Source organism: Tateyamaria sp. (assembly GCF_039945315.1).
Classification (GTDB): domain Bacteria; phylum Pseudomonadota; class Alphaproteobacteria; order Rhodobacterales; family Rhodobacteraceae; genus Tateyamaria.
Map to the genome: position 1 here is coordinate 1 of NZ_JBDUXB010000062.1, position 20335 is coordinate 20335.

Annotated in this window: 20 protein-coding genes and 1 tRNA gene; 6 read left to right on the top strand and 15 right to left on the bottom strand. The window is 57.4% G+C overall.

Annotation, left to right across the window (positions count from 1 at the left end):
- Positions 1-123 (top strand): IS3 family transposase (locus ABJD00_RS20465; RefSeq protein ID WP_413830632.1); only part of this gene is annotated, 123 nt, incomplete at its 5' end.
- 688 nt (positions 124-811) lie between these two features.
- Here the strand turns inward: ABJD00_RS20465 and ABJD00_RS20470 are convergent.
- The 4 genes from ABJD00_RS20470 to hisF all read right to left on the bottom strand — a co-directional run bounded on the left by ABJD00_RS20470 (position 812) and on the right by hisF (position 5941).
- Positions 812-1258: a hypothetical protein gene (locus ABJD00_RS20470; protein WP_413830642.1), complete on the bottom strand. Its 447-nt coding sequence runs from the start codon at positions 1256-1258 to the stop codon at positions 812-814.
- 14 nt (positions 1259-1272) lie between these two features.
- Positions 1273-4719 carry a pyruvate carboxylase gene (locus ABJD00_RS20475; protein WP_413830913.1) on the bottom strand — a complete coding sequence of 1149 codons (3447 nt, stop codon included), beginning with the start codon at positions 4717-4719 and terminating at the stop codon, positions 1273-1275.
- Between the two features lie 155 nt (positions 4720-4874).
- Positions 4875-5183 (bottom strand): phosphoribosyl-ATP diphosphatase, encoded by a 309-nt coding sequence (locus ABJD00_RS20480; RefSeq protein WP_413830644.1) that lies wholly within the window; start codon positions 5181-5183, stop codon positions 4875-4877.
- Positions 5180-5941 (bottom strand): imidazole glycerol phosphate synthase subunit HisF, encoded by a 762-nt coding sequence (gene hisF / locus ABJD00_RS20485; protein ID WP_413830646.1) that lies wholly within the window; start codon positions 5939-5941, stop codon positions 5180-5182. Before hisF ends, ABJD00_RS20480 begins: the two co-directional genes overlap by 4 nt.
- A gap of 264 nt (positions 5942-6205) precedes the next feature.
- On the opposite strand from hisF, the gene ABJD00_RS20490 reads away from it, so the two are divergent.
- The gene (locus ABJD00_RS20490) at positions 6206-6661 is read left to right on the top strand and encodes a DUF302 domain-containing protein (protein WP_413830648.1); all 456 of its coding nucleotides are present in this window, start codon (positions 6206-6208) and stop codon (positions 6659-6661) included.
- Positions 6662-6664: 3 nt separating this feature from the next.
- On the opposite strand, the gene hisA is transcribed toward ABJD00_RS20490, so the two are convergent.
- Positions 6665-7384 (bottom strand): 1-(5-phosphoribosyl)-5-[(5-phosphoribosylamino)methylideneamino]imidazole-4-carboxamide isomerase, encoded by a 720-nt coding sequence (gene hisA / locus ABJD00_RS20495; protein ID WP_413830650.1) that lies wholly within the window; start codon positions 7382-7384, stop codon positions 6665-6667.
- Between the two features lie 134 nt (positions 7385-7518).
- On the opposite strand from hisA, the gene ABJD00_RS20500 reads away from it, so the two are divergent.
- Positions 7519-7908 (top strand): DUF2147 domain-containing protein, encoded by a 390-nt coding sequence (locus ABJD00_RS20500; RefSeq protein WP_413830652.1) that lies wholly within the window; start codon positions 7519-7521, stop codon positions 7906-7908.
- Positions 7909-7977: 69 nt separating this feature from the next.
- On the opposite strand, the gene ABJD00_RS20505 is transcribed toward ABJD00_RS20500, so the two are convergent.
- The 3 genes from ABJD00_RS20505 to rlmB all read right to left on the bottom strand — a co-directional run bounded on the left by ABJD00_RS20505 (position 7978) and on the right by rlmB (position 9765).
- Positions 7978-8451 carry a CoA-binding protein gene (locus ABJD00_RS20505; RefSeq protein WP_413830654.1) on the bottom strand — a complete coding sequence of 158 codons (474 nt, stop codon included), beginning with the start codon at positions 8449-8451 and terminating at the stop codon, positions 7978-7980.
- A gap of 221 nt (positions 8452-8672) precedes the next feature.
- Complete coding sequence (locus ABJD00_RS20510; RefSeq protein ID WP_413830656.1) at positions 8673-9011, bottom strand: hypothetical protein; 339 nt, start codon at positions 9009-9011, stop codon at positions 8673-8675.
- On the bottom strand, positions 8989-9765 hold the full coding sequence (rlmB, locus tag ABJD00_RS20515) for a 23S rRNA (guanosine(2251)-2'-O)-methyltransferase RlmB (RefSeq protein ID WP_413830658.1): 777 nt from the start codon (positions 9763-9765) through the stop codon (positions 8989-8991). Before rlmB ends, ABJD00_RS20510 begins: the two co-directional genes overlap by 23 nt.
- 121 nt (positions 9766-9886) lie before the next feature.
- Between rlmB and ABJD00_RS20520 the strand changes: the two genes are divergently transcribed.
- Positions 9887-9970 (top strand) — tRNA-Tyr (locus ABJD00_RS20520).
- A 312-nt stretch (positions 9971-10282) separates the two neighbouring features.
- Here the strand turns inward: ABJD00_RS20520 and ABJD00_RS20525 are convergent.
- The 7 genes from ABJD00_RS20525 to ABJD00_RS20555 all read right to left on the bottom strand — a co-directional run bounded on the left by ABJD00_RS20525 (position 10283) and on the right by ABJD00_RS20555 (position 18072).
- Complete coding sequence (locus ABJD00_RS20525; protein WP_413830660.1) at positions 10283-11764, bottom strand: mannitol dehydrogenase family protein; 1482 nt, start codon at positions 11762-11764, stop codon at positions 10283-10285.
- Complete coding sequence (locus ABJD00_RS20530) at positions 11764-12528, bottom strand: L-iditol 2-dehydrogenase (RefSeq protein ID WP_413830662.1); 765 nt, start codon at positions 12526-12528, stop codon at positions 11764-11766. Before ABJD00_RS20530 ends, ABJD00_RS20525 begins: the two co-directional genes overlap by 1 nt.
- Positions 12525-13529, bottom strand: coding sequence for an ABC transporter ATP-binding protein (locus ABJD00_RS20535; RefSeq protein ID WP_413830664.1), 1005 nt, complete (start codon positions 13527-13529; stop codon positions 12525-12527). Before ABJD00_RS20535 ends, ABJD00_RS20530 begins: the two co-directional genes overlap by 4 nt.
- 20 nt (positions 13530-13549) lie before the next feature.
- Complete coding sequence (locus tag ABJD00_RS20540) at positions 13550-14383, bottom strand: carbohydrate ABC transporter permease (protein ID WP_413830666.1); 834 nt, start codon at positions 14381-14383, stop codon at positions 13550-13552.
- A 12-nt stretch (positions 14384-14395) separates the two neighbouring features.
- On the bottom strand, positions 14396-15334 hold the full coding sequence (locus ABJD00_RS20545) for a carbohydrate ABC transporter permease (protein WP_108837426.1): 939 nt from the start codon (positions 15332-15334) through the stop codon (positions 14396-14398).
- Between the two features lie 174 nt (positions 15335-15508).
- Complete coding sequence (locus tag ABJD00_RS20550; RefSeq protein ID WP_413830669.1) at positions 15509-16789, bottom strand: ABC transporter substrate-binding protein; 1281 nt, start codon at positions 16787-16789, stop codon at positions 15509-15511.
- 908 nt (positions 16790-17697) lie between these two features.
- Entirely contained in the window at positions 17698-18072 is a 375-nt protein-coding gene (locus tag ABJD00_RS20555; protein ID WP_413830670.1) for a hypothetical protein, read from the bottom strand.
- Between the two features lie 78 nt (positions 18073-18150).
- Here ABJD00_RS20555 and ABJD00_RS20560 point away from each other — a divergent pair, with 78 nt between their 5' ends.
- On the top strand, positions 18151-18915 hold the full coding sequence (locus tag ABJD00_RS20560; RefSeq protein ID WP_413830672.1) for an alpha/beta fold hydrolase: 765 nt from the start codon (positions 18151-18153) through the stop codon (positions 18913-18915).
- 67 nt (positions 18916-18982) lie between these two features.
- Positions 18983-20230: a class I SAM-dependent methyltransferase gene (locus ABJD00_RS20565; RefSeq protein WP_413830674.1), complete on the top strand. Its 1248-nt coding sequence runs from the start codon at positions 18983-18985 to the stop codon at positions 20228-20230.
- The last annotated feature ends 105 nt before the right edge of the window (positions 20231-20335 follow it).

The window sequence follows — 20335 nt, forward strand, 5'->3', positions numbered from 1 at the left end:
CGGGACGTGTTCGAATACATCGAGATGTTCTACAACCCGACACGCAAGCACACCAACAACGGTATGCTGTCGCCGGTTAACTATGAAATCAAACAGAAGAAGATGAACGAGGCAGGCGTCTAGGAAACTAGGGGCACCTCAATGGTTGGCTCAAACTCAAAAGAGTTTGGCCGACTTTCTCAATATGGCAGGACAAGCCGCCCTCATATCTAAGCTGGTTAGGCAGACTGGTTTAGTGGTTCCTTTTTGGGTGGGGGGTCTGTCTGATCACGAGGCGCGGCAACGGCAACTCGCCCCAGATGTTTGCTGCCCGCGTCTCGACTGCAAACCGAATGAAGGGGACCCAAGATGAAACTGGAATATAAAACTTCCAAAGAAATAATGGAAATGTATCAGAACCGGATCGGTTCATCGGTTGATACACTAGATTCCAATGGGTGTTTGACCCCCACCTACAAAACGTCAGCAGAGTTACTGAGAGACATTCATCGTCGCGCGGCGTAGCCTGTGCAATGGATTTTCAGTTTCGCGTAGCATCGGTGCACTTTGGGCCCTGAGTAATAATTAGCTACAGCTTGCATAATCGTCTTCGAAGGGCTCCACTCAGACATCTGAGCGTGTGTCTCTGACTACCGATTGGCCGCGCAAGTCGGTCACCATTCTTCATCCGGGTGAGATGTTTGGCAGCGAATAGCCGCTTCCACTATCAAAGTACGTGCACCAAAATTCAGGCTATCGCCAAAATACCGGCCAAAAGTCCGTCAACTTAAGAGACATAATGTGCGGGGCATTTGAGCCTCCGCCCATCAGGTCAACGCATAGCGCTCAAGTTGGCAATAAGCATGTCGCGCTTTTGATCCATCTGCTCTTGAAGCTTGTGGACTAAGTCTGCCTCCGGACCGCAACATACGACGGCGGTTTCCTTCAATTCGCGATGCGTTCGGTGAGAAGTGTCGAGCATCGCCTTTTTGACGATCCCCAGGATCTCCCCCTTCTCATCCACCGGAAGATCGGAAAGAGCCTTATCCATTTCCTTCGTCACTCTCTCAATAAGATTTTCCAAATTCATCGAGTGGTCTCCAGTCTCTGTCAGGGTTATTCGGCGCGATTGCAGCCGACAGTGTTGCACCTGCATATCCCATCCACCCGGACTCGCCAACAGCCAAGGCAACTCGGCCTGATTGCGTGGATGCGGGTTTTGAGAAATGGCGAGAATCGCTTTAGGCTCACAGCCGCGTTGGGTTGTGTATCCCCACAACGCCTCTCTTCACTTCACTCCAACTCGACAAGCAGGTCCTTGGCATCAATCTGCCCACCGGGGCCTACGTGCACAGCCTTGACCGTCGCATCGCGTTCGGCATGGATCCCGGTTTCCATCTTCATCGCCTCGATGGTCAGCAGCAGATCGCCCTCGCTGACTTTCTGGCCCGCCTGCACGCCCACGGACGCGACCACGCCGGGCATCGGCGCACCAATGTGATCGGCGTTGCCTGCTTCGGCCTTTGGACGCTGCACCGTGGTTGATTTCACCATACGGTTGGGAACGCGAATGACGCGCGGAGCGCCGTTGAGTTCAAAGAACACCTTGGCCTCGCCGTCCTCGTTGGTCTCCCCCACGGCTTGAAGGCGGATTTCGAGGGTCTTGCCGGGGTCAATCTCGGCCGTGATTTCTTCACCGGGCTCCATGCCGTAAAAGAAGGTCTTGGTCGGTAGTACCCGGACGGGACCGTAGGTACGATGGCGGCCCATGTAATCAAGGAACACCTTGGGATACATGAGGTAGCCCGACAGGTCCTCATCATCGACCTCCCTGCCCTCCAACTGTTTTCCGAGGTCTGCGCGCGTGTCATCCAGATCAACTGCCGGAACATCGGCACCGGGGCGTTGCGTATTGGGCGCTTCACCTTTCAGGATTTTCAGCTGGATCTCAGGCGGGAAGCCTCCGGGAGGCTGACCCAAATTGCCGCGCATCATGTCCACAACACTGTCGGGAAAGGCGACGTCTTTTTCCGGGTCCTCGACCTCGTCCCGGGTGAGGTTCTGGCTGACCATCATCAAGGCCATGTCCCCCACAACTTTGGAGGATGGGGTCACCTTGACGATATCGCCAAACATTTGGTTCACGTCCGCATATGTCCGCGCCACCTCATGCCAGCGTTCTTCCAGACCCAGCGAGCGCGCCTGCGCCTTGAGGTTGGTGAACTGACCGCCGGGCATTTCGTGCAGGTAAACCTCGGAGGATGGAGCCTGCATCCCGCTCTCGAACGCGGCATAATGATCCCGCACCGACTCCCAGTAATCCGAGATGTCGCGGATCGCATCGACCGACAGGCCTGTGTCACGGTCTGTGTGCTGCAAGGCGCCGACGACGGTGCCCAACGTTGCTTGAGACGTGTTGCCCGACAGGGCGTCCATGGCACAGTCCACCGCATCTACACCCGCTTCAGCCGCCGCCAGAATGGTGGCACAGGCGATGCCTGCGGTGTCATGGGTGTGGAAGTGGATGGGCAGGCCCACCTCTTGCTTAAGCGCCTTAACCAGCACGCGTGCGGCGGCGGGTTTCAACAGGCCTGCCATGTCCTTCAAGCCGAGCACATGCGCGCCCGCGTCCTTCAGCTGGTTTCCCATGTCGACATAGTATTTCAGGTCGTACTTGGCGCGATCCGGGTTCAGGATGTCACCGGTGTAACAGACCGTGCCTTCACAAATCTTGTTGTTCTCTATGACCGCGTCCATGGCTACGCGCATGTTCTCGACCCAGTTCAGGCTGTCAAAGACGCGGAACACATCGACTCCAGTGGTGGCGGCAACGCGGACAAACTCCTGCACGACGTTGTCAGGATAGTTGGTGTAACCCACCCCGTTGGCGCCGCGTAGCAGCATCTGGGTCATAAGGTTCGGCATCCGCTCGCGCAGATCGCGCAGGCGCTGCCAAGGGCACTCCTGTAAAAAACGATAGGCAACATCAAAGGTCGCCCCGCCCCAACACTCGACCGAGAAGAGCTGTGGCAAGTTGGCCGCGTAGGCTGGGGCCACATTGATCATGTCATGGCTGCGCATCCGGGTGGCCAGCAGCGACTGATGTCCGTCGCGCATGGTGGTGTCGGTAATCAGCAACTGTGGCTGTGCCTTCATCCAGTCGGCAACAGCTTGAGGGCCCTTCTGTTCCAGCAGGTTGCGGGTGCCCATCTGGTGCGTCGGGTCAGCTTGCAAAGCTGGCGGTTTGGGCGCCTTAAGGTCCGCACGCGGTTTGGGGCGGTCTTTGACCTCCGGGTGCCCGTTCACGGTGATGTCTGCGATGTAGGTCAGCACCTTGGTGCCGCGGTCGCGCCGCTTCTTGAAGGTGAACAGGTCCGGCGTCTCGTCGATGAACTTGGTGTGGTAAGTATTGTCGAGAAAGGTCGGGTGCTTCAGCAGATTCTCAACAAAGGCGATGTTGGTGGACACGCCACGAATACGGAACTCGCGCAAGGCGCGGTCCATACGGGCGATGGCCATCTCAGGCGTCGGGGCCTTGGCCGTCACCTTGGTGAGCAGGCTGTCGTAGTAGCGGGTGATCACACCACCCGCGTAGGCCGTACCGCCATCCAGACGGATGCCCATGCCGGTGGCTTCGCGGTAGGCGGAAATGCGGCCATAATCGGGAATGAAGTTGTTTTGTGGATCTTCGGTTGTGATCCGGGTTTGCAGGGCGTGGCCCGTCAACACTACGTCCGCCTGAGACGGCTTACCGGTGGCGTCAGCGATGGTCTTGCCTTCGGCTATCAGTATCTGAGCCTGCACTATGTCGATGCCCGTCACCTCTTCGGTCACGGTGTGTTCGACCTGCACACGCGGGTTCACTTCGATGAAGTAGAATTTGCCATCGGCCATATCCATCAGGAATTCGACAGTGCCCGCACATTCATAATTCACGTGCTTGCAGATCTTGTGGCCCAGCTCGCAGATCTCGGCCCGTTGTTCTTCAGTCAGATACGGTGCGGGCGCACGTTCCACCACTTTCTGGTTGCGCCGCTGGACCGAGCAATCACGCTCAAAAAGGTGGTACATGCCACCATGCTTGTCGCCAAGAATTTGCACCTCGACGTGGCGGGCTTTGAGGATCATCTTTTCCAGATAACCTTCACCGTTGCCAAAAGCCGCCTCAGCCTCGCGCCGCCCTTCCAGCACTTTTTCCTCGACCTCGTCCTCGGACATGATCGGGCGCATGCCACGCCCGCCTCCGCCCCATGACGCTTTGAGCATCAGGGGATAGCCAACCTCTTTGGCCTCTTTTTTGATCGCCGCCATGTCATCGCCCAGCACCTCGGTTGCGGGGATGACAGGTACGCCCGCTTCGACCGCGACGCGGCGGGCGGACGCCTTGTCGCCAAGGGCGCGCATCGTTTCAGCGCGCGGACCGATAAAGGTGATGCCGTTCTTCTCGCAGGCATCGACAAAATCAGGGTTTTCCGACAGCAGACCATAGCCGGGATGGATCGCGTCTGCGCCACTTTCCCGGGCGACGCGGATCATCTCTTCGATCGAGAGGTATGCAGCCACTGGCCCGAGACCTTCACCAATGCGGTAGGCTTCGTCCGCCTTAAAACGGTGTAGGCCCAGCTTGTCTTCTTCGGCAAAGACAGCAACCGTCTTTTTCCCCATTTCATTGGCCGCGCGCATAATGCGGATGGCGATCTCACCGCGGTTTGCGATGAGGATTTTCTTGAAATCGGGCATGGCAGGGTCCCCCAGGGCAGTCATTTGGCAGCCCTTGGGGGCTGCATTGTGCAGTTGCAGCAATTCATATGACGTTTGGGTGACGTGAACAACACGTAGTTCTGGGTAGGGCGCATCTGGATGCGCCTTGCTGTGAGGCGAACGGGCCGTGCGGCCTAGCTGCGCGCCGCCTTTTCCGCCAAGCCCGAGGTCCCCTGCCTACGCGCAAGTTCATCCAGAACATCGGACAATTGGACATCTCGCGCAGCGAGCATCACCAGCAGATGATACAGCACATCCGCAGCCTCGCTTGTCAGGCCGGCATTGTCGCCTTTGACGGCCTCAATTATGGCCTCGACCGCCTCTTCGCCAAACTTTTCCGCACATTTCTCAGGTCCCTTGGACAGCAATTTGGCGGTCCAGGATGTGTCAGGATCAGCGCCTTTGCGGGCCTCAATCGTTGCAAACAACTCGTCCAGTGTCATGTCAGCCTCATCGGTATGCCAGCAGCGGCCATATGGGCCTTGGCTTCGGCAATCGTGTAGTCACCAAAGTGAAAGATGGATGCAGCCAACACAGCGGATGCACCGCCTTGGGTCACACCATCCACAAGGTGGTCCAGCGTGCCGACCCCACCTGACGCAATGACCGGGATCGGCACCGCGTCCGATATGGCGCGGGTCAGAGGCAGGTTGAACCCTGCCCGCGTGCCGTCGCGATCCATAGAGGTCAGCAATATTTCCCCTGCCCCTTTGGCCGCCGCCGTGCGCGCGAATTCGACTGCATCGATCCCCGTTGGCTTGCGCCCACCATGGGTGAAAATTTCCCAACGGCCCGGCTCAACGGTCTTGGCATCAATAGCGCACACAATGCACTGACTGCCGAACTGATCAGCGGCACGCGCCAAAACGTCCGGGTCCGCCACGGCCGCAGAATTAAACGAAACCTTGTCCGCGCCTGCCAGCAAAAGGGCGCGCACATCCGCCACGGTGCGCACCCCGCCCCCGACGGTCAGAGGAATGAAACATTGCTCTGCCGTGCGTTGCACCAGATCGAACATGGTGCCGCGGTTTTCGTGGGTGGCGTGAATGTCGAGAAAGCACAGCTCGTCTGCACCTGCCGCGTCATAGGCTTGCGCTGCCGCGACCGGATCGCCTGCGTCGATCAGGTCGACAAAGTTCACGCCTTTAACGACGCGGCCATCGGCCACGTCCAGACAGGGGATGATGCGGGTCTTGAGCATACACGCCTGATAGTGCGCTTTTCGGGCTTAGGAAAGGGGCTGTGCCCCTCGTGCCGGAGGCGCGGCTAAGGAAATGAGGGGCGCTGCCCCTCGCCCTGCGGGCTCACCCCGGGATTTTTAAAATCAGAGAAGAAGATTGGCTTGGGCCATTGTGAAAAGTGAGGACATGCCCACAATCGGCGCCGTTCCACCGATCACGGGAAGTTTTCCGGTGCCAGTCGCGGGATGCGCCATCATCCGAAGCACTTCAGGAGGAATGGATGTATGAAATTATTGGCAACGGCGGCAGTAATTGTCGCGATGGCGGGGGGCGCTATGGCCGGTGACAGCGGCATTGTCCGCAAAGAGGCCACAGGCGGCGTAACGGAAACCGTCGACGCTTTGGTGGCGACACTGGAAGGCGCAGGCCTGACCATCTTTGCCCGAGTGGATCACGGCGCCGGTGCGACATCGGTGGGCGAGGATGTGGGCGCGTCGCAACTGCTGATCTTTGGCAGTCCCAAAGTCGGTACGCCCGCGATCAAGGACGACCCGGTGTCGGGTCTCTACTTACCCCTCAAGGTGCTGGTCTATGAAGATAGGACCGGCAAGACCATGATCGCCTATGAGGACCCGACTGAAATGCTGTCGCCGTTGGGCGGTGTGTCCGAGGACGCGCCCTACCTCAAAGTCATGACAGGGGCGCTCGCCAAATTCACCGGGACGGTGGCTGCCGAATAAGGTCTAGCCTTTGAGCATTGAAAGCGCGGCGGCCAGATCAATGGCCCCGTCATAAAGAGCGCGGCCCGAAATAGCGCCCGAGATTACGCCCGTGTCCTTCAGGGCGGTGAGGTCGTCCAGCGATGAAACGCCTCCCGAAGCAATCACGGGGATCGTAACTGCCTGCGCCAGTGCCTCAGTGGCCGGGATGTTTGGGCCGCCCATGGCGCCGTCACGGTTGATGTCGGTGTAGATTATCGCCGCCACCCCTGCGTCCTCAAACGATTTGGCGAGGTCTGTGGCGTCGACATCCGTCTTGGTCGCCCAGCCCTTGGTCGCCACCTTGCCATCGCGTGCGTCGATGCCAACCGCGACATGGCTGGGAAAGGCGCGCGCGGCTTCACGCACGAGGTCCGGGTTCTCCACAGCAACCGTGCCAAGGATCACCCGCTCCAACCCTTTACTCAACCACATCTCGATCGTAGCCATGTCGCGGATGCCGCCGCCCAGTTGTGCCGGAACAGGACAGGCCTTGAGGATCGCTTCAACCGGGGCGGCGTTGACAGGTGTGCCCGCAAAAGCACCGTTGAGGTCAACCAGATGCAGCCACTGGCAGCCGGCGTCGACAAAGGCACGCGCCTGTGCGGCAGGGTCATCGTTGAACACGGTGACCCGGTCCATATCTCCGTGCACAAGGCGCACTGCCTGTCCGTCTTTGAGGTCGATTGCGGGGTAAAGGATCATTTTAGGGGCCTCATTCAGTGTCGTGCGGCATCTGTCACCTTGCGTCACAAATTGCAACGCGACCTTGCGTCAGTATTGTGTGGGCAAGGTGGAATGCAGCACTGTCCGGCTCATACCTAGGGAGGACACCAATCATGAAATTCACATCGACACTCGCGTCGCTTCTGCTACTCGCCAGCCCGGCGCTGGCCGATCCTGTGCATGGCACCTGGAAGACCGCGGCAGATGACAATGGCAACTATGGTCATATCCAGGTGACAGATTGCAGCGGCAAAGTCTGCGGGACACTGGTGAAGTCATTCGATTCAAGTGGTGCTGTTCTGGAGTCTGAAAACACAGGCCGTCAAATCATTTGGGATATGGAATCCGATGGCGGCGGCGCCTATTCGGGCGGCAAGGTTTACTCGCCGGACCGTGACAAAACCTACAACTCAAAAATGAAGCTCAACGGCAACCAACTGGCCGTGTCCGGTTGCGTGCTGGGGATTTGCCGCGATGGTGGCACATGGACACGGTTGAACTGAGTAAGTCTGACCAAAGCTGAGACCAAAGCCCGCGCCCAAAGCGCGGGTTTTTCGTTTTGGGCAGTGCGCCTAAAGCCTCGACGAAATGATACCGGTGTTAAAACCGCCCATGCGCAACTCTCCAAACAGACGCTGATACTCGATCTTGGGGCAACGATCCTGCACGACGGTCACGCCCCGCGCGCGGGCTTTCGCCGCAGCCTCGGGATGGGTGACGCCAATCTGCATCCAGATGGTCTTGAGGTCAGGCAAGGCGTCCAGGGCTTCATCAACCACTTCCCCAGCCGCCTCCGAGCGGCGGAAAATATCGACCATATTCACCGGCACTGGCAGGTCGGCAAGGCGAGCCACCACAGGCGCGCCGAACAACTCCTGCCCTTCATAAACGGGGTTCACAGGATACACTTGGAAGCCTTTGAGGCTCAGATAACGCGCCACAAAGTAACTGGGTCGCACGGGATTGGCCGACACGCCGACCAATGCCACGGAAGACGTCGCGCGCAGAATGTCGCGCAAATGCTGGTCTGAATAGGTCTCGCTCATGGATGCCCCCTTGTCTCAACGGACGCCATGACAAAAAAACGCCCCGATCGCAAAGCGAAAGGGGCGTTCAGGTGCGGAACGAGGGACAGTGCTTAACCTGCAGGAGTTCCAACCCTGCGGTTCACAACACGAGATAAGAGTTTCTCGCCTCGGAAAAAGGTGTCTCTCAAATCTGTGAACGAATCTATAATGCGGGTCGGCAAAATTCCGCGCGCGGTAAATCAGTCGAAAATGTCTTCGATGATATCAAAGGCGTCTTCAAACAGATCACCCCAACGCGATTTTTTGCGCTTGGCCTTTTTCTTGGCAGGCTTGGGCAATTTGGTTTTTTTGGACCCCTTTTGGCGTAAGGCAGACGGCTTCACCAATTCGCGATCCCCACGCGTGTCACGCGGGAGCATTTTGAGATCATGCAGTGGCGCACCACAATTGGAACAGGCCAGCTCGTGACGGCCATCCCGGGCCATCACCAAAGCCGCACGGGTGCCGCAATAACAGCAGGTCGCAATTTTGGTTGGATAGGCGATGACTGGCCCCTTAGCTGTGGTCGTTCGATGCATATAGGGCAATTGCCGCAGCATTTGAGACGTTGAGTGACCCAAATGCACCGCCCGCGTCAATCCGCACCAACATGTCACATGTCTGCCGGGTCTTTTCGCGCAATCCCGGCCCTTCGGCTCCCAGAACCAAAGCCACAGGGCGATCCTTTTGTCCCTGAAGAGCAGTTTCGATGGTCTGTTCGGCCTCTCCGTCCAGACCCAGCACAAGATAGCCCATGCCCTGCAGCTCGATGATGGCATCCGCCAGATTGCGCACACGCAAATAAGGCTGACGTTCCAGAGCGCCCGAGGCGGTCTTGGCTAACGCGCCTGTCTCGGGGGCCGCGTGATGGCGCATCCCGATCACAGCAGATGCCCCCAGCACCTCGGCCGAGCGCAGGATGGCACCAACGTTATGCGGATCGGTGACGCGATCCAGCAGGACGAGGCGCGGTGTGTCAGCCCCGATCACCACATCCGCCAGGCTGCCCCACTCGAGCGGTTTGACTTCCAATGCCGCCCCCTGATGGACCGAGCCCGGATCAAGCGGTGCATTGAACTTGCGTGCATCGACAACGTCCGGGGTGATTCCAGATGCTTCGATTGCGTCCGCCAATTTGCCTTGCGCGTTCAGAGTGACGATCAGTTTCAACTTGGTGCGGGCCGGGTTCATCAACGCATCGCGCACCGCATGCAATCCAAAGAGCCAAACGGTGGCGGACGCATCTGCCTTTTTCGCCTGCTCTTTCTGCACAACCCATTTGGGTTTTTTCATGCTGGCCTCATCTTGGTTTTGCGCAGGTTGGGTTTGCGCGAATTTTCTAGCTTGACCCTTGAATTGGGGGGCGATACTCACGCGCTCACGCTGCTTGGGGCTTTGTCCTTAATGGCGCAGTGGGCGACAGGCCGCAAGGTGTGGCAGGGGACTGTAACTCCCTCGCGGAGACGCACGCCTGGTTCGATTCCAGGGTCGCCCACCACTCTCTTCCTTTCCAGTTTAGTAGCATATGCGTTGTTCGTGCGAACGAACGTCCGACGCAATCGATACCGCAGACCAACCGTGCCGGCAAAATACGTGGCAGCAGCCACCAACCGTTCCCTCGCCAAGACGCACGCCCAGTTCGACTTCAGAGTTGCCTACGATTCATTTCAATGTTTCAAAACAGAACCATCCGCTGGAAGGTTCAAGGAATTTGGATGGCATTCGAACCCGCGGCGGACACACCACCGCTTAACGCAGTGCTGACACACATGCTCTGATCGACCGCTCACATCATTCCGCGTACAATCCGTTAGTCGCGCAGATATTCCCGCAATGCCGCCTCAACGCCCTCGCCCCAGATCAAAGTCAACTGTCGCTCGAAACTCTCTCTAAAGACTGCGTTTTCCGCCAGATCGCCATAAAGATCGCGCTGCGCCAACCATGCGCCCGGATCAGTTCGCGCGGTCTTGGCCACTGCGTTCAAACTGTCCCAGATCGGATCGTTAGGGGCGATGGAAGACCCGTCCTGACGGGTGCCTTCGCACATGCGTGCCCAGATCGCCTGAGACAGGGCCAGTCCTTCGACAGGCGCTCCATTGGCAAGCGCATCCCGCAGCGTGGGCAGAACGAACCCGGTTTGACGAGATGAGCCGTCAAAAGCCACGCGGCGGACCGTGTCGATGATCTCCGGGTTGGAGAACCGCCGGTCAATCAGATCGACGTAATCCAGCGGCGCCATACCGGGCACGGGCTGCACTTGTAGGGCAACCTCGGACTTGGCCACTTTGCGGAAATAGTCGCCGATCAGCGGGTGCGCCATACAATCCGCGATGAATTCCACAGACAAAACCTCGCCAGCATCCGCAATCAACTGGTGACCGCCATTCAGAATGCGCAGCTTCACCGCTTCAAAGCCGTGAACATTGTCCGTGAAGGTCGCCCCTGCCTTGTCCCAATCCGGACGGCCAGCGCAAAAATCGTCTTCAATCACCCATTGGCGAAAGTTCTCATGCGTGACGGGGGCAGCGTCCTCAATGCCAAAACTTTTGACCAGCTCAAGCTCTTTGGGCCCGGTCGCCGGGACTATGCAATCGACCATTGCATCCGGGAAGGTACAGCTGGCGTCAATCCAGTCGGCCAGATCCGGGTCGGACAGACGCGCAAGGGATACAACGGTCTGGCGCAGAATCGCGCCATTGCCCTGCAGGTTGTCGCAGCTTTGCCCCGTGAACGGCCCCGTTCCAGCGTCGCGGCGCAGACGCAACGCGGCGATCATCGCACCAAAGGCACTGCGCGGCGCGTCCGGATGGGCGGCATCATAAACAATATCCGGATGGTTTGCGTCAAAGGCCTTGGTAACCGGGTCGATGTAGTACCCCCCTTCTGTCACCGTCAGCGCCACGATGCGAATGTCGGGGTCCGCCATCTGCGCGATCAGGGCTGCGTTGTTCTCTTCAACCGGGACAAAGCCGATCATCGCACCGGTCACTTCGGCAGAGCGGCCCGCCGGATCCAACTCGATCAGCGTGGTCAGATAATCCTGCGCAGCCAGACGCTTGCGTTGGGCCTCATCCCCAGCGCGTACGCCCGCACCGATGATGCCCCAATCCATGGCGTCACCCTGTTGCATCAGCCGATGCAGATACCACGCCTGATGGGCGCGGTGAAAATTGCCAAGTCCGATATGCACGATTCCCGGACGGATCGCACTTCGGTCATATCTGGGGCCAGTTACACCTTCGGGCAGATCGCCCAGGGCCGCGTTTGAGAGTTTTAGTACAGCGTCCAACATCAGTTCATCCAATTGCCGCCATCGACGTTCAACGTCTGGGCGGTGATATACCGGGCCGCGTCAGAGGCAAGAAACACAACCGGGTCGGCGACATCCCGAGGATCGCCCATGCGACCCAACGGGACAGCCTGCCCCACTTCACGTTTCTTCTGGCCCAACGGCTTGTTTTCATAGGTTGCAAATTGCGCGTCCACCACGTCCCACATGGGCGTGTCGATCACTCCCGGTGCGATGGCGTTAACGCGAATGTTGTCGCCTGCCAACTCAAGGGCAAGCGACTGGGTGACGGATATGACGGCGGCCTTGGTCGAACAATAGACAGCGATGTTCGGCTCGCCCCGACGCCCCGCCTGCGAGGAGAAGTTGATGATTGAACCACCACCGCGCCGGATCATGGAGGGAACCACGGCCTGACAGGCAAAGATCGTGCCGCCCACATTCACATCATACTGGCGGCGGTAGTCTTCCGGCGTGATCTTGTCGATCGAAGCCATATTAAAGATGCCCGCATTGTTCACCAGTATGTCGACGCCACCAAGGGTTCGCTCAACTTCGGCCACCCCCGCCGCGATATTGGAAAAGTCAGTCACATCCATCTCAACGGCAATGCCGCCGATGGCCTGAGCGACCTCGCCAGCATCGGAGCGACTCAAATCGGCGACCGCGACCTGCGCGCCCGCCTCTGCCATTGCAACGCAGATCGCGCGGCCTATGCCGCGCGCTCCACCTGTTACGATGGCAACTTTTCCATCCAGCGGTTTCATTCCATTCGCAACCCGTCTGCACCAAACTTGTGGATCTGGGTCGCATCAGGCGTGAGGTAGATGGTGTCGCCGTGGCGCACCTCGACATCACCACTGGCACGCACCGTCATCGGATCACAGCCATCAATGCCGTGGATGTGGATGAAGGTATCAGACCCCAAACGTTCGGCCACACCGACCGTGCCCTGCCACAACCCCTCGGTGGTGGAAACCTCGATATGCTCTGGACGAATGCCGATGGTATGAGCGTCATGTTTGGCGGCCTCTGCGCCCTCGATGAGGTTCATCTTGGGGCTACCGATGAACCCGGCAACAAACTTGTTGCGCGGCCGGTGATACAATTCCAGCGGGCTGCCCACCTGTTCAATCACACCAGCTTGCAGAACGACAATCTTGTTAGCCATGGTCATAGCTTCGACCTGATCGTGGGTCACATAGATCATCGTGGTCTTCATGCGCTCATGCATCTCGGTGATCTCAAGGCGCATACCAACCCGCAAGGCGGCATCGAGGTTCGACAAAGGTTCGTCAAACAGGAACGCCGACGGATCGCGGACAATCGCGCGACCGATTGCAACCCGCTGACGCTGACCACCCGACAACTGGCCTGGCTTGCGATCCAGATAGTCGGTCAGGTTCAGTGACGCAGCTGCAACCTCGATGCGCTTGTTCTGCTCATCCTCAGGCATTCCAGCCATCCGCATCGGAAAGGCGATGTTTTTGCGCACAGTCATATGCGGATAAAGCGCATAGGATTGGAACACCATGGCCAGCCCGCGTTTGGACGGCGAAATCTGGGTCATGTCCTCACCGTCGATGAAAACCTTACCCGATGTGCAGTCTTCTAACCCTGCAATCACCCGCAACAATGTCGACTTGCCGCAACCGGAGGGGCCGACAAACACGGCAAACTCGCCGTCTTCGATGGTCAAATCCAAGGGCGGGATCACTTGTGTCTCGCCGAAACTCTTGGTCACATTTTCAAGTACAATACGTCCCATGATCTTTTCCTATTCTTGAATTACTTGACCGCACCAAAAGACAGGCCTTGGACCAGTTGTTTTTGACAGAACCAGCCCAACACGACGATCGGGCCAACAGCGGCCGCCGAGACAGCAGAGAGGCGTCCAAAGAACAGACCTTCCGGCGCACGGTTACCTTCGATGAGCTTAGAGAGCGTTGCCGCTTCCGTGGTGGTCAGCCGTACAGTCCAGTAGGCCTCGTTCCAGCAGAAGATAAAGCAAAGCAGTGCGGTCGAGGCGATGCCGCCCCAGGCAAGCGGGATGAGGATTTCCTTGATCTCGCCCCATGTGTTCACGCCGTCCATCTGACCGGCCTCGATGATCTCTTTCGGAATCTCCTTGAAGTAGGTGAAGAGCATCCAGATCACGATCGGCAGGTTGATAAGACACAAAACCACAATGACCATAAAGTGGGTGTCAAAGAGACCGAGGCTCTTTGTCAGGAAGGTCATCGGGTAAAGAACAGCCGCCGCTGGCAACATCTTGGTCGACAGCATCCACATCAGCACGTCCTTGGTCGCCCGGCTTGGGTTGAATGCCATGGCGTAAGCACATGGGATACCAACTGCGAGCGCAAAGATTGTGGCAAAGACCGACGTAATGACCGAGTTGGTCGCAAAGCGCCAATAGTCATAGTTCTCGGTCATGTTGGTGTAGTTCTCTAGCGTAGGCGTGAAGAAGAACAGAAATTCCGGCTTCACCGCGTCTGCATCCGTCTTAAAGCTGGTCAGGACGAGCCAGAAGATCGGAAAGAAGAACAAGAGACCAACTGCCCAGGCCAGGATGGTGCGGCCCGTTTGTCCATATTTTGAATTTTCAGCAACAATTGCCATTGGTTGGTCCTCCTATTCCATCAGTGTCTTGCCAATCATGCGCAGCAGAAAGATTGCTACGATGTTGGCAAGGATGACTGCGAAGATACCGGTGGCACTGGCAGCACCGATATTGTTGTTGGCGAATTCGCCGATCAGATAGGGCAAGTTCTTGTTGCCGTTGCCACGGCTGACAATCTCGATCTCGGCATAGAGCGACAGGTGGAAGATCGCCTGGATCATCACCACAATTGCAATAGGCCGTCCCAGATGCGGTAACGTCAGGAACCGAAATTGCGACCAGGTACTCGCACCATCAAGGATCGCCGCCTCTTTCTGCTGCTGATCCTCTGATTGCAAAGACGTCATAAAGATCAGGATTGCAAAGGGTGTCCATTGCCAAGTGACCATGATGATCACGGCATAGGCAGAGGTTTGCGTCGCTCGGAAAGAAATCGGATTGAATTCGGGCCAAAGTGAGAAGAACCCGCCTAATACCGGCATCTCTCGCAACCCGGCCACCATCTCGTTCAGACCAGCGACGGCGATACCTTGCAGACCCAGAACCGGGTCAAGGATCATGTTGATCCACAGGACCGCATTCACCGCCGGCATCACGAAGAAAGGCGAGATCAGAAGAACCCGGACGATTCCTTGGCCCGGGAATGACTTGTTGATCAACACAGCGATCAGAACGCCTAGGATCACGGTTAGGAAAAGAATGCTGCAGACAATCAGCAGGCTGTTCTGAATGGCAAAAAGGAAATCTTTAGACTTGAGAACAAACTCGTAGTTGCCAAAGCCGCGCCAGTTGCTCAGTGCAGGTGTCGTCCACTCTGGTCGGCGCAAATTATTCAAGACGTATCGGATGAACGAAAAGTAAAGCGTCATCGATAGCGGTACCAGCATCCAGACAAGCAGCAGCAAGACTGCGGGTGACTGAAGCAAGCGAGGCAGTGTTCTATTAGACATGACTAGAGACCCCCTGCGAAGCGCAATGCTCGCAAAATTTCCAATTGAATTACGAATGGTCGGTGTTGGAGCCGTCGGCAAGTAGGCGTTTCAGAAACGGCCGACCCGGCAATTTCAGTAGTGGGGTGGAAGGCCCGCTGGGATCGGGCCTTCCGTTACTACCGAAGCGTTAGCTTAGTAGCCTGCTTCTTCCATGATTGAGACGGCAGCTGCTTGTGCGGCAGCCAGAGCGTCCTCAACCGATTTAGCACCAGACAGTGCTGCGGACATTTCCTGACCGAAGGCGCTGCCGATTTCCGGGAATTCCGGGATCGCTACGAACTGCACACCAACGTAAGGCTTCAGATCGGTTGCCTCAGGTGCCGCGGAGTCGATGGCGGCCATTTCGGCATCAGCGAATTTCGCAACGGCCTTAAATTCAGGAATTGCGTATGTAGAGGCACGCTGACCAGTTGGAACTTTGGCCCAGCCGAAATCGGGATGGTTTCCAACGGCCTGAACGTAGTCTTTGGAAGTAGCCCACTCGATGAACGCTTTAGCGCCTTCGGCATTCTCTGTACCTGCTGGTACTGCCATGGCCCATGCCCACAACCAGTTCGCACCGACTGGGTTACCAGCATTCGGGGACTGAGCGTATGCAACATTCGGGTTTTCGAGGAAAGACGCGGCGATTGTCGCATCGATCCACAGGCCGCACTTGTCTTCGTTGTACAAAGCAAGGATCTCGTTGAAGGAGTTACCCTCAGAGCCCGGAGGGCCATAGGATTGCAGCAGGTCTACATAGAAAGATACAGCGGCGTTCCACTCTGCGGAGTCCAACTGCGGCTTGTAGTCAGCGTCAAACCAGCGTGCGCCGAATGAGTTGGCAACTGTTGTGATAAAGGCAGCATTGTCGCCCCAACCCGGCTTGCCGCGCAGACAGGCGCCATAAACGCCGTTGTCGGGGTCGTGCATTGCAGCCGCAGCTTTTTTCACGTTTTCCCAGCTGTCATTGTCAGCAATGGTCACGCCAGCCGCATCGGCCAGATCCTTGCGGTACATGACCATCGAGGACTCACCGTAGAACGGAGCCGCATAAAGAGTGCCTTCATGGGACAGTCCGGCGCGCATTGCGGGCAGAATATCTTCCACGTCGTATTCTGCAGAGAACTCAAGTGGCTCGATCCAGCCTGCAGCACCCCAGATTGGAGCTTCCTGCATACCGATGTTGATGATGTCGTACTGGCCACCACCGGTTGCTGTGTCGGACGTGACCTGCTCGCGCAGAACTCCTTCTTCCAGCGAAACCCAGTTAAGTTCAACACCGGTTTCTGCGGTGTAAGCTTCTGCAACTTTCTGCATGTTGATCATGTGACCGTTGTTAACGATCGCGATGGTGAGTGATTCAGCGGATGCGAAACCGGCTGTCAGGCCAAGCCCGACTACCGTACTCATCAGAGTGCGTTTGATAGACATGAGTGTCCTCCCTTTTTTACACACGGAAACAATTGCCCATAGATCGCGTTACGTCAACACTTTTTCTTAACGCTTAAAAAGCGTGCATCAGAGGGCATTTCCCGCCCAGCCTCCAAACAGAGTTGAGTCCTTGATTTCAAAGGCAGACTTCGGCAACAGCGCTACGATGCGGACCAAATTTTCGCCGCCGGTTGCCAACGATGCACCCGGCACTGCAAACATGCAAAGATCGGGCTATTTACCATCGCGAATCTGTCGCCTACTCGCAAAATTACGCAATATGTGAACTCAAAGCGCATACTTGATGGCCAAGCCGGACGCCAATTGCTCTGTCCGGCATACACGGAGCGAACACCCCTGCCCCATTCGCAGATCGCCCATTATTCATGCTGCGTCGCAGCGAAAACTGGGGCTGGCGGTAGAATTCACATGTTTCGCTGCGGCAAAATCGAGCCGGTACAGGCCAAACGTCTATGGCACTTACTGCTTCTAAGCCGGCCAAAGGACTCTCACTGCGTCAAAATCTGGGTCGTTTATTTAACGTGTGTAATAAATTTGGAAGTTAAAATCTAACGGCATGCCCCGCCGGAAAGAACCGAAGGGTGCGAGGGCCACATCGCATCGCTCAAATCTGTCCCGCGAGATGCTGCGCCGCCGCATCATCACTAGGCCAGAACCGAGTTTCTGCTCTGTGTACACCCCGGGCAGCAAGCCATGCCGTTAAACCTCCGTTCGAAAAACCCACCGCACGCCGCGTTAATCCACGACGTGGTGCACCGACGGTGCACAGGGTGTGCACGCGCTGTGTACGCATGGTGCACAGTCCAAAACCCATATTTCTATGATGTTAACGCCTTGATTCGGCCCTGCCATCCGAAACTCCAGTAAGCCGTTGCACAGCGGTGCCGTCAGATCCGCCCGGTCCACCACATCCATGTGACTACACCGGCGATGGCTATGAGCAGATAAAAGCCGACCATCGCCCCTGCCCAGATCCAGAACCCGCGCCTCCGATCAGCACGGTCAACCGTATCGAGCCAGCTGACGACATCTTCTTCAGCTCGCGCAATGGCCGCACCATCTACGCGGCGCAGAAGGTTAGGATTACCGCCGAAACCCTGCGCATCCACGATCAACCTTGCTTGGGCATGCAGACGCTTGGGCATCCGCCGACCCGTCTTGCGCAATGCCTTGTCCAGCGTTTTGGCGCGCACACCAAAGGCCCCGTCTAGGGCGCTTTGCACGCGCTTGCTACGTTCTTTTATGGTCGCTTCAGTCTCCATCGTCGTCGCCTTACCCCAGCGTGGGCTGAGAATTCAATCCCTCTGGTCCACCACCCCAATCCGGGCTAAGCACCCGCCATGCTTGCCTATACCACCCACGGGCGCGGGCCCGGAACGCCGCTATTGATCGCCCACGGCCTTTACGGGTCCGGGCGCAATTGGGGCGTGATTGCCAAACGCCTGTCTGACACCCGCACTGTTTTCGCAGTCGACATGCGCAACCATGGGTTCAGCTTCTGGGACGATGACAACAGCTACGCTGCGCTCGCTGGCGACCTTGCCCAAGTGATTGATTCCATTGGTGGCCCGATAGATGTCGTGGGTCATTCCATGGGTGGGAAAGCCGCGATGATGCTGGCGCACACTCGCCCCGACACCCTGCGCCGACTTGTAATCGGCGACATTGCTCCGGTCGGATACACCCACACTCAGATGCAGTTCATCACCGCGATGCAGGCTGTGGACCTGTCTGTGGTCACCCGCCGATCCGATGCAAACGCGCAACTCGCGGCCCTCGGTGTTGAAAACGCCCTGACCAGCTTTCTTACCCAGTCATTGGACGTCAGCGAAAAGCGCTGGAGGCTGAACCTCGACGCGCTTGCTGACAATATGGCCGCCATCATCGACTTCCCCGCGCTGACCAGCACTTATCCCGGCCCCACCCTGTTTCTGTCGGGCGGGACTTCGGATTATGTCAAACGCAGTGACCGCTCGACCATCCAGACACTGTTTCCCAACGCCCGTTTCGCCAAGATCCCGGGTGCCGGGCACTGGCTGCATGCGGACAATCCACGGGCATTTGAAGCCAATGTGAGGGCTTATCTGGACGCCGAGACTGTCTGAGACTTGACGTAAACACCCCTAAAACTCCACTTTTGCTGGGTAAGACCAAGTTAAAAGGGGGTGCGTCATGTGGGAAAAACTACTGGACCGGTTCCTGACCGGAATGATGGTCGAAGATCGCCTGTCGATCACCTACCCCGATGGCACAACGCGCGACTATGGACCGGACACGGGTGAGTTCGCGCATCTGGCGATCGCTGACACGAACACGGTTCGCGACATCATCCTCAATCCCGACCTCGGCTTGGGTGAAGGGTACATGGACGGTCAGGTCACCCCTCGAAACTGCACCTTGGACCAACTTTTGACGGTGATCATCCGCAACCGTTTCAAAGGACGCATGCCGCCATGGCTGTTGATGGCAAACCGGGCCCGGTTCCATGCCCGCCGTTTTATCCAACGCAATGCACCACGTGCTGCGCGGCGCAATGTGGCGCATCACTATGATATATCGGATGACCTCTATCGACTGTTTCTGGACGAGGACATGCAATATTCCTGCGCCTATTTCCGCGATGACGCCATGACATTGGAACAGGCACAAGTCGCAAAGAAAGCACATATTGCCGGCAAGCTGTGCCTAGAACCGGGAATGCGGGTGCTGGATATCGGCTGTGGCTGGGGGGGCATGGCCCTGACGCTTGCGCGCGATTACGGCTGCGAGGTCACCGGTATCACCCTCAGTGAAAACCAACTTGCGACGGCTGAACAGCGGGCCGAGACCGCAGGCCTGTCCAAACGCATTCGTTTTAAGCTCCAAGACTACCGTTATACGACGGGAACCTTTGATCGCATCGTGTCTGTGGGCATGTTGGAGCATGTCGGAGTCCCCAACTTCGGCACCTATTTTGGAAAGGTAGCCGAACTGCTGCACAAAGACGGTGTGGCTCTGATCCACACCATCGGGCGCTCTGCCCCGCCGATGGCACATTCAAGCTGGATCAACAAATACATCTTCCCCGGCGGCTACGTCCCGTCCATGTCCGAATTGGCCCCCGCGCTCGAAACCTCTGGCCTGTGGCAGACGGACATCGAAATCTGGCGCTTGCATTATGCAAAGACCATCCGACACTGGCGCGACCGCTTTGACGTCAACCTGCCACGGATAAGAGAGATGTATGGCGAACGGTTTATCCGCATGTTCCACTACTATCTGACAGTTTGTATCCTCGCATTCGAGCATCAGATGCAGGCGGTTTATCACTTGCAACTCGCCCACAGGCGCGATGCTGTCCCGCTGACGCGAGACTATCTTTATGGCAAAACGGCAGCACCGATCGCGAAACTACCTGAGCGGGAAATGGCCGATCATTGAGGCTTTTGCTGTAAGGGGCACGCAGAAACCCCGATTTGACCACAGAATTGCCTTGTTTCGCAGCCATCGTCGATTCAACGGTCCGGCTCTCCTCCGGAACCGGTC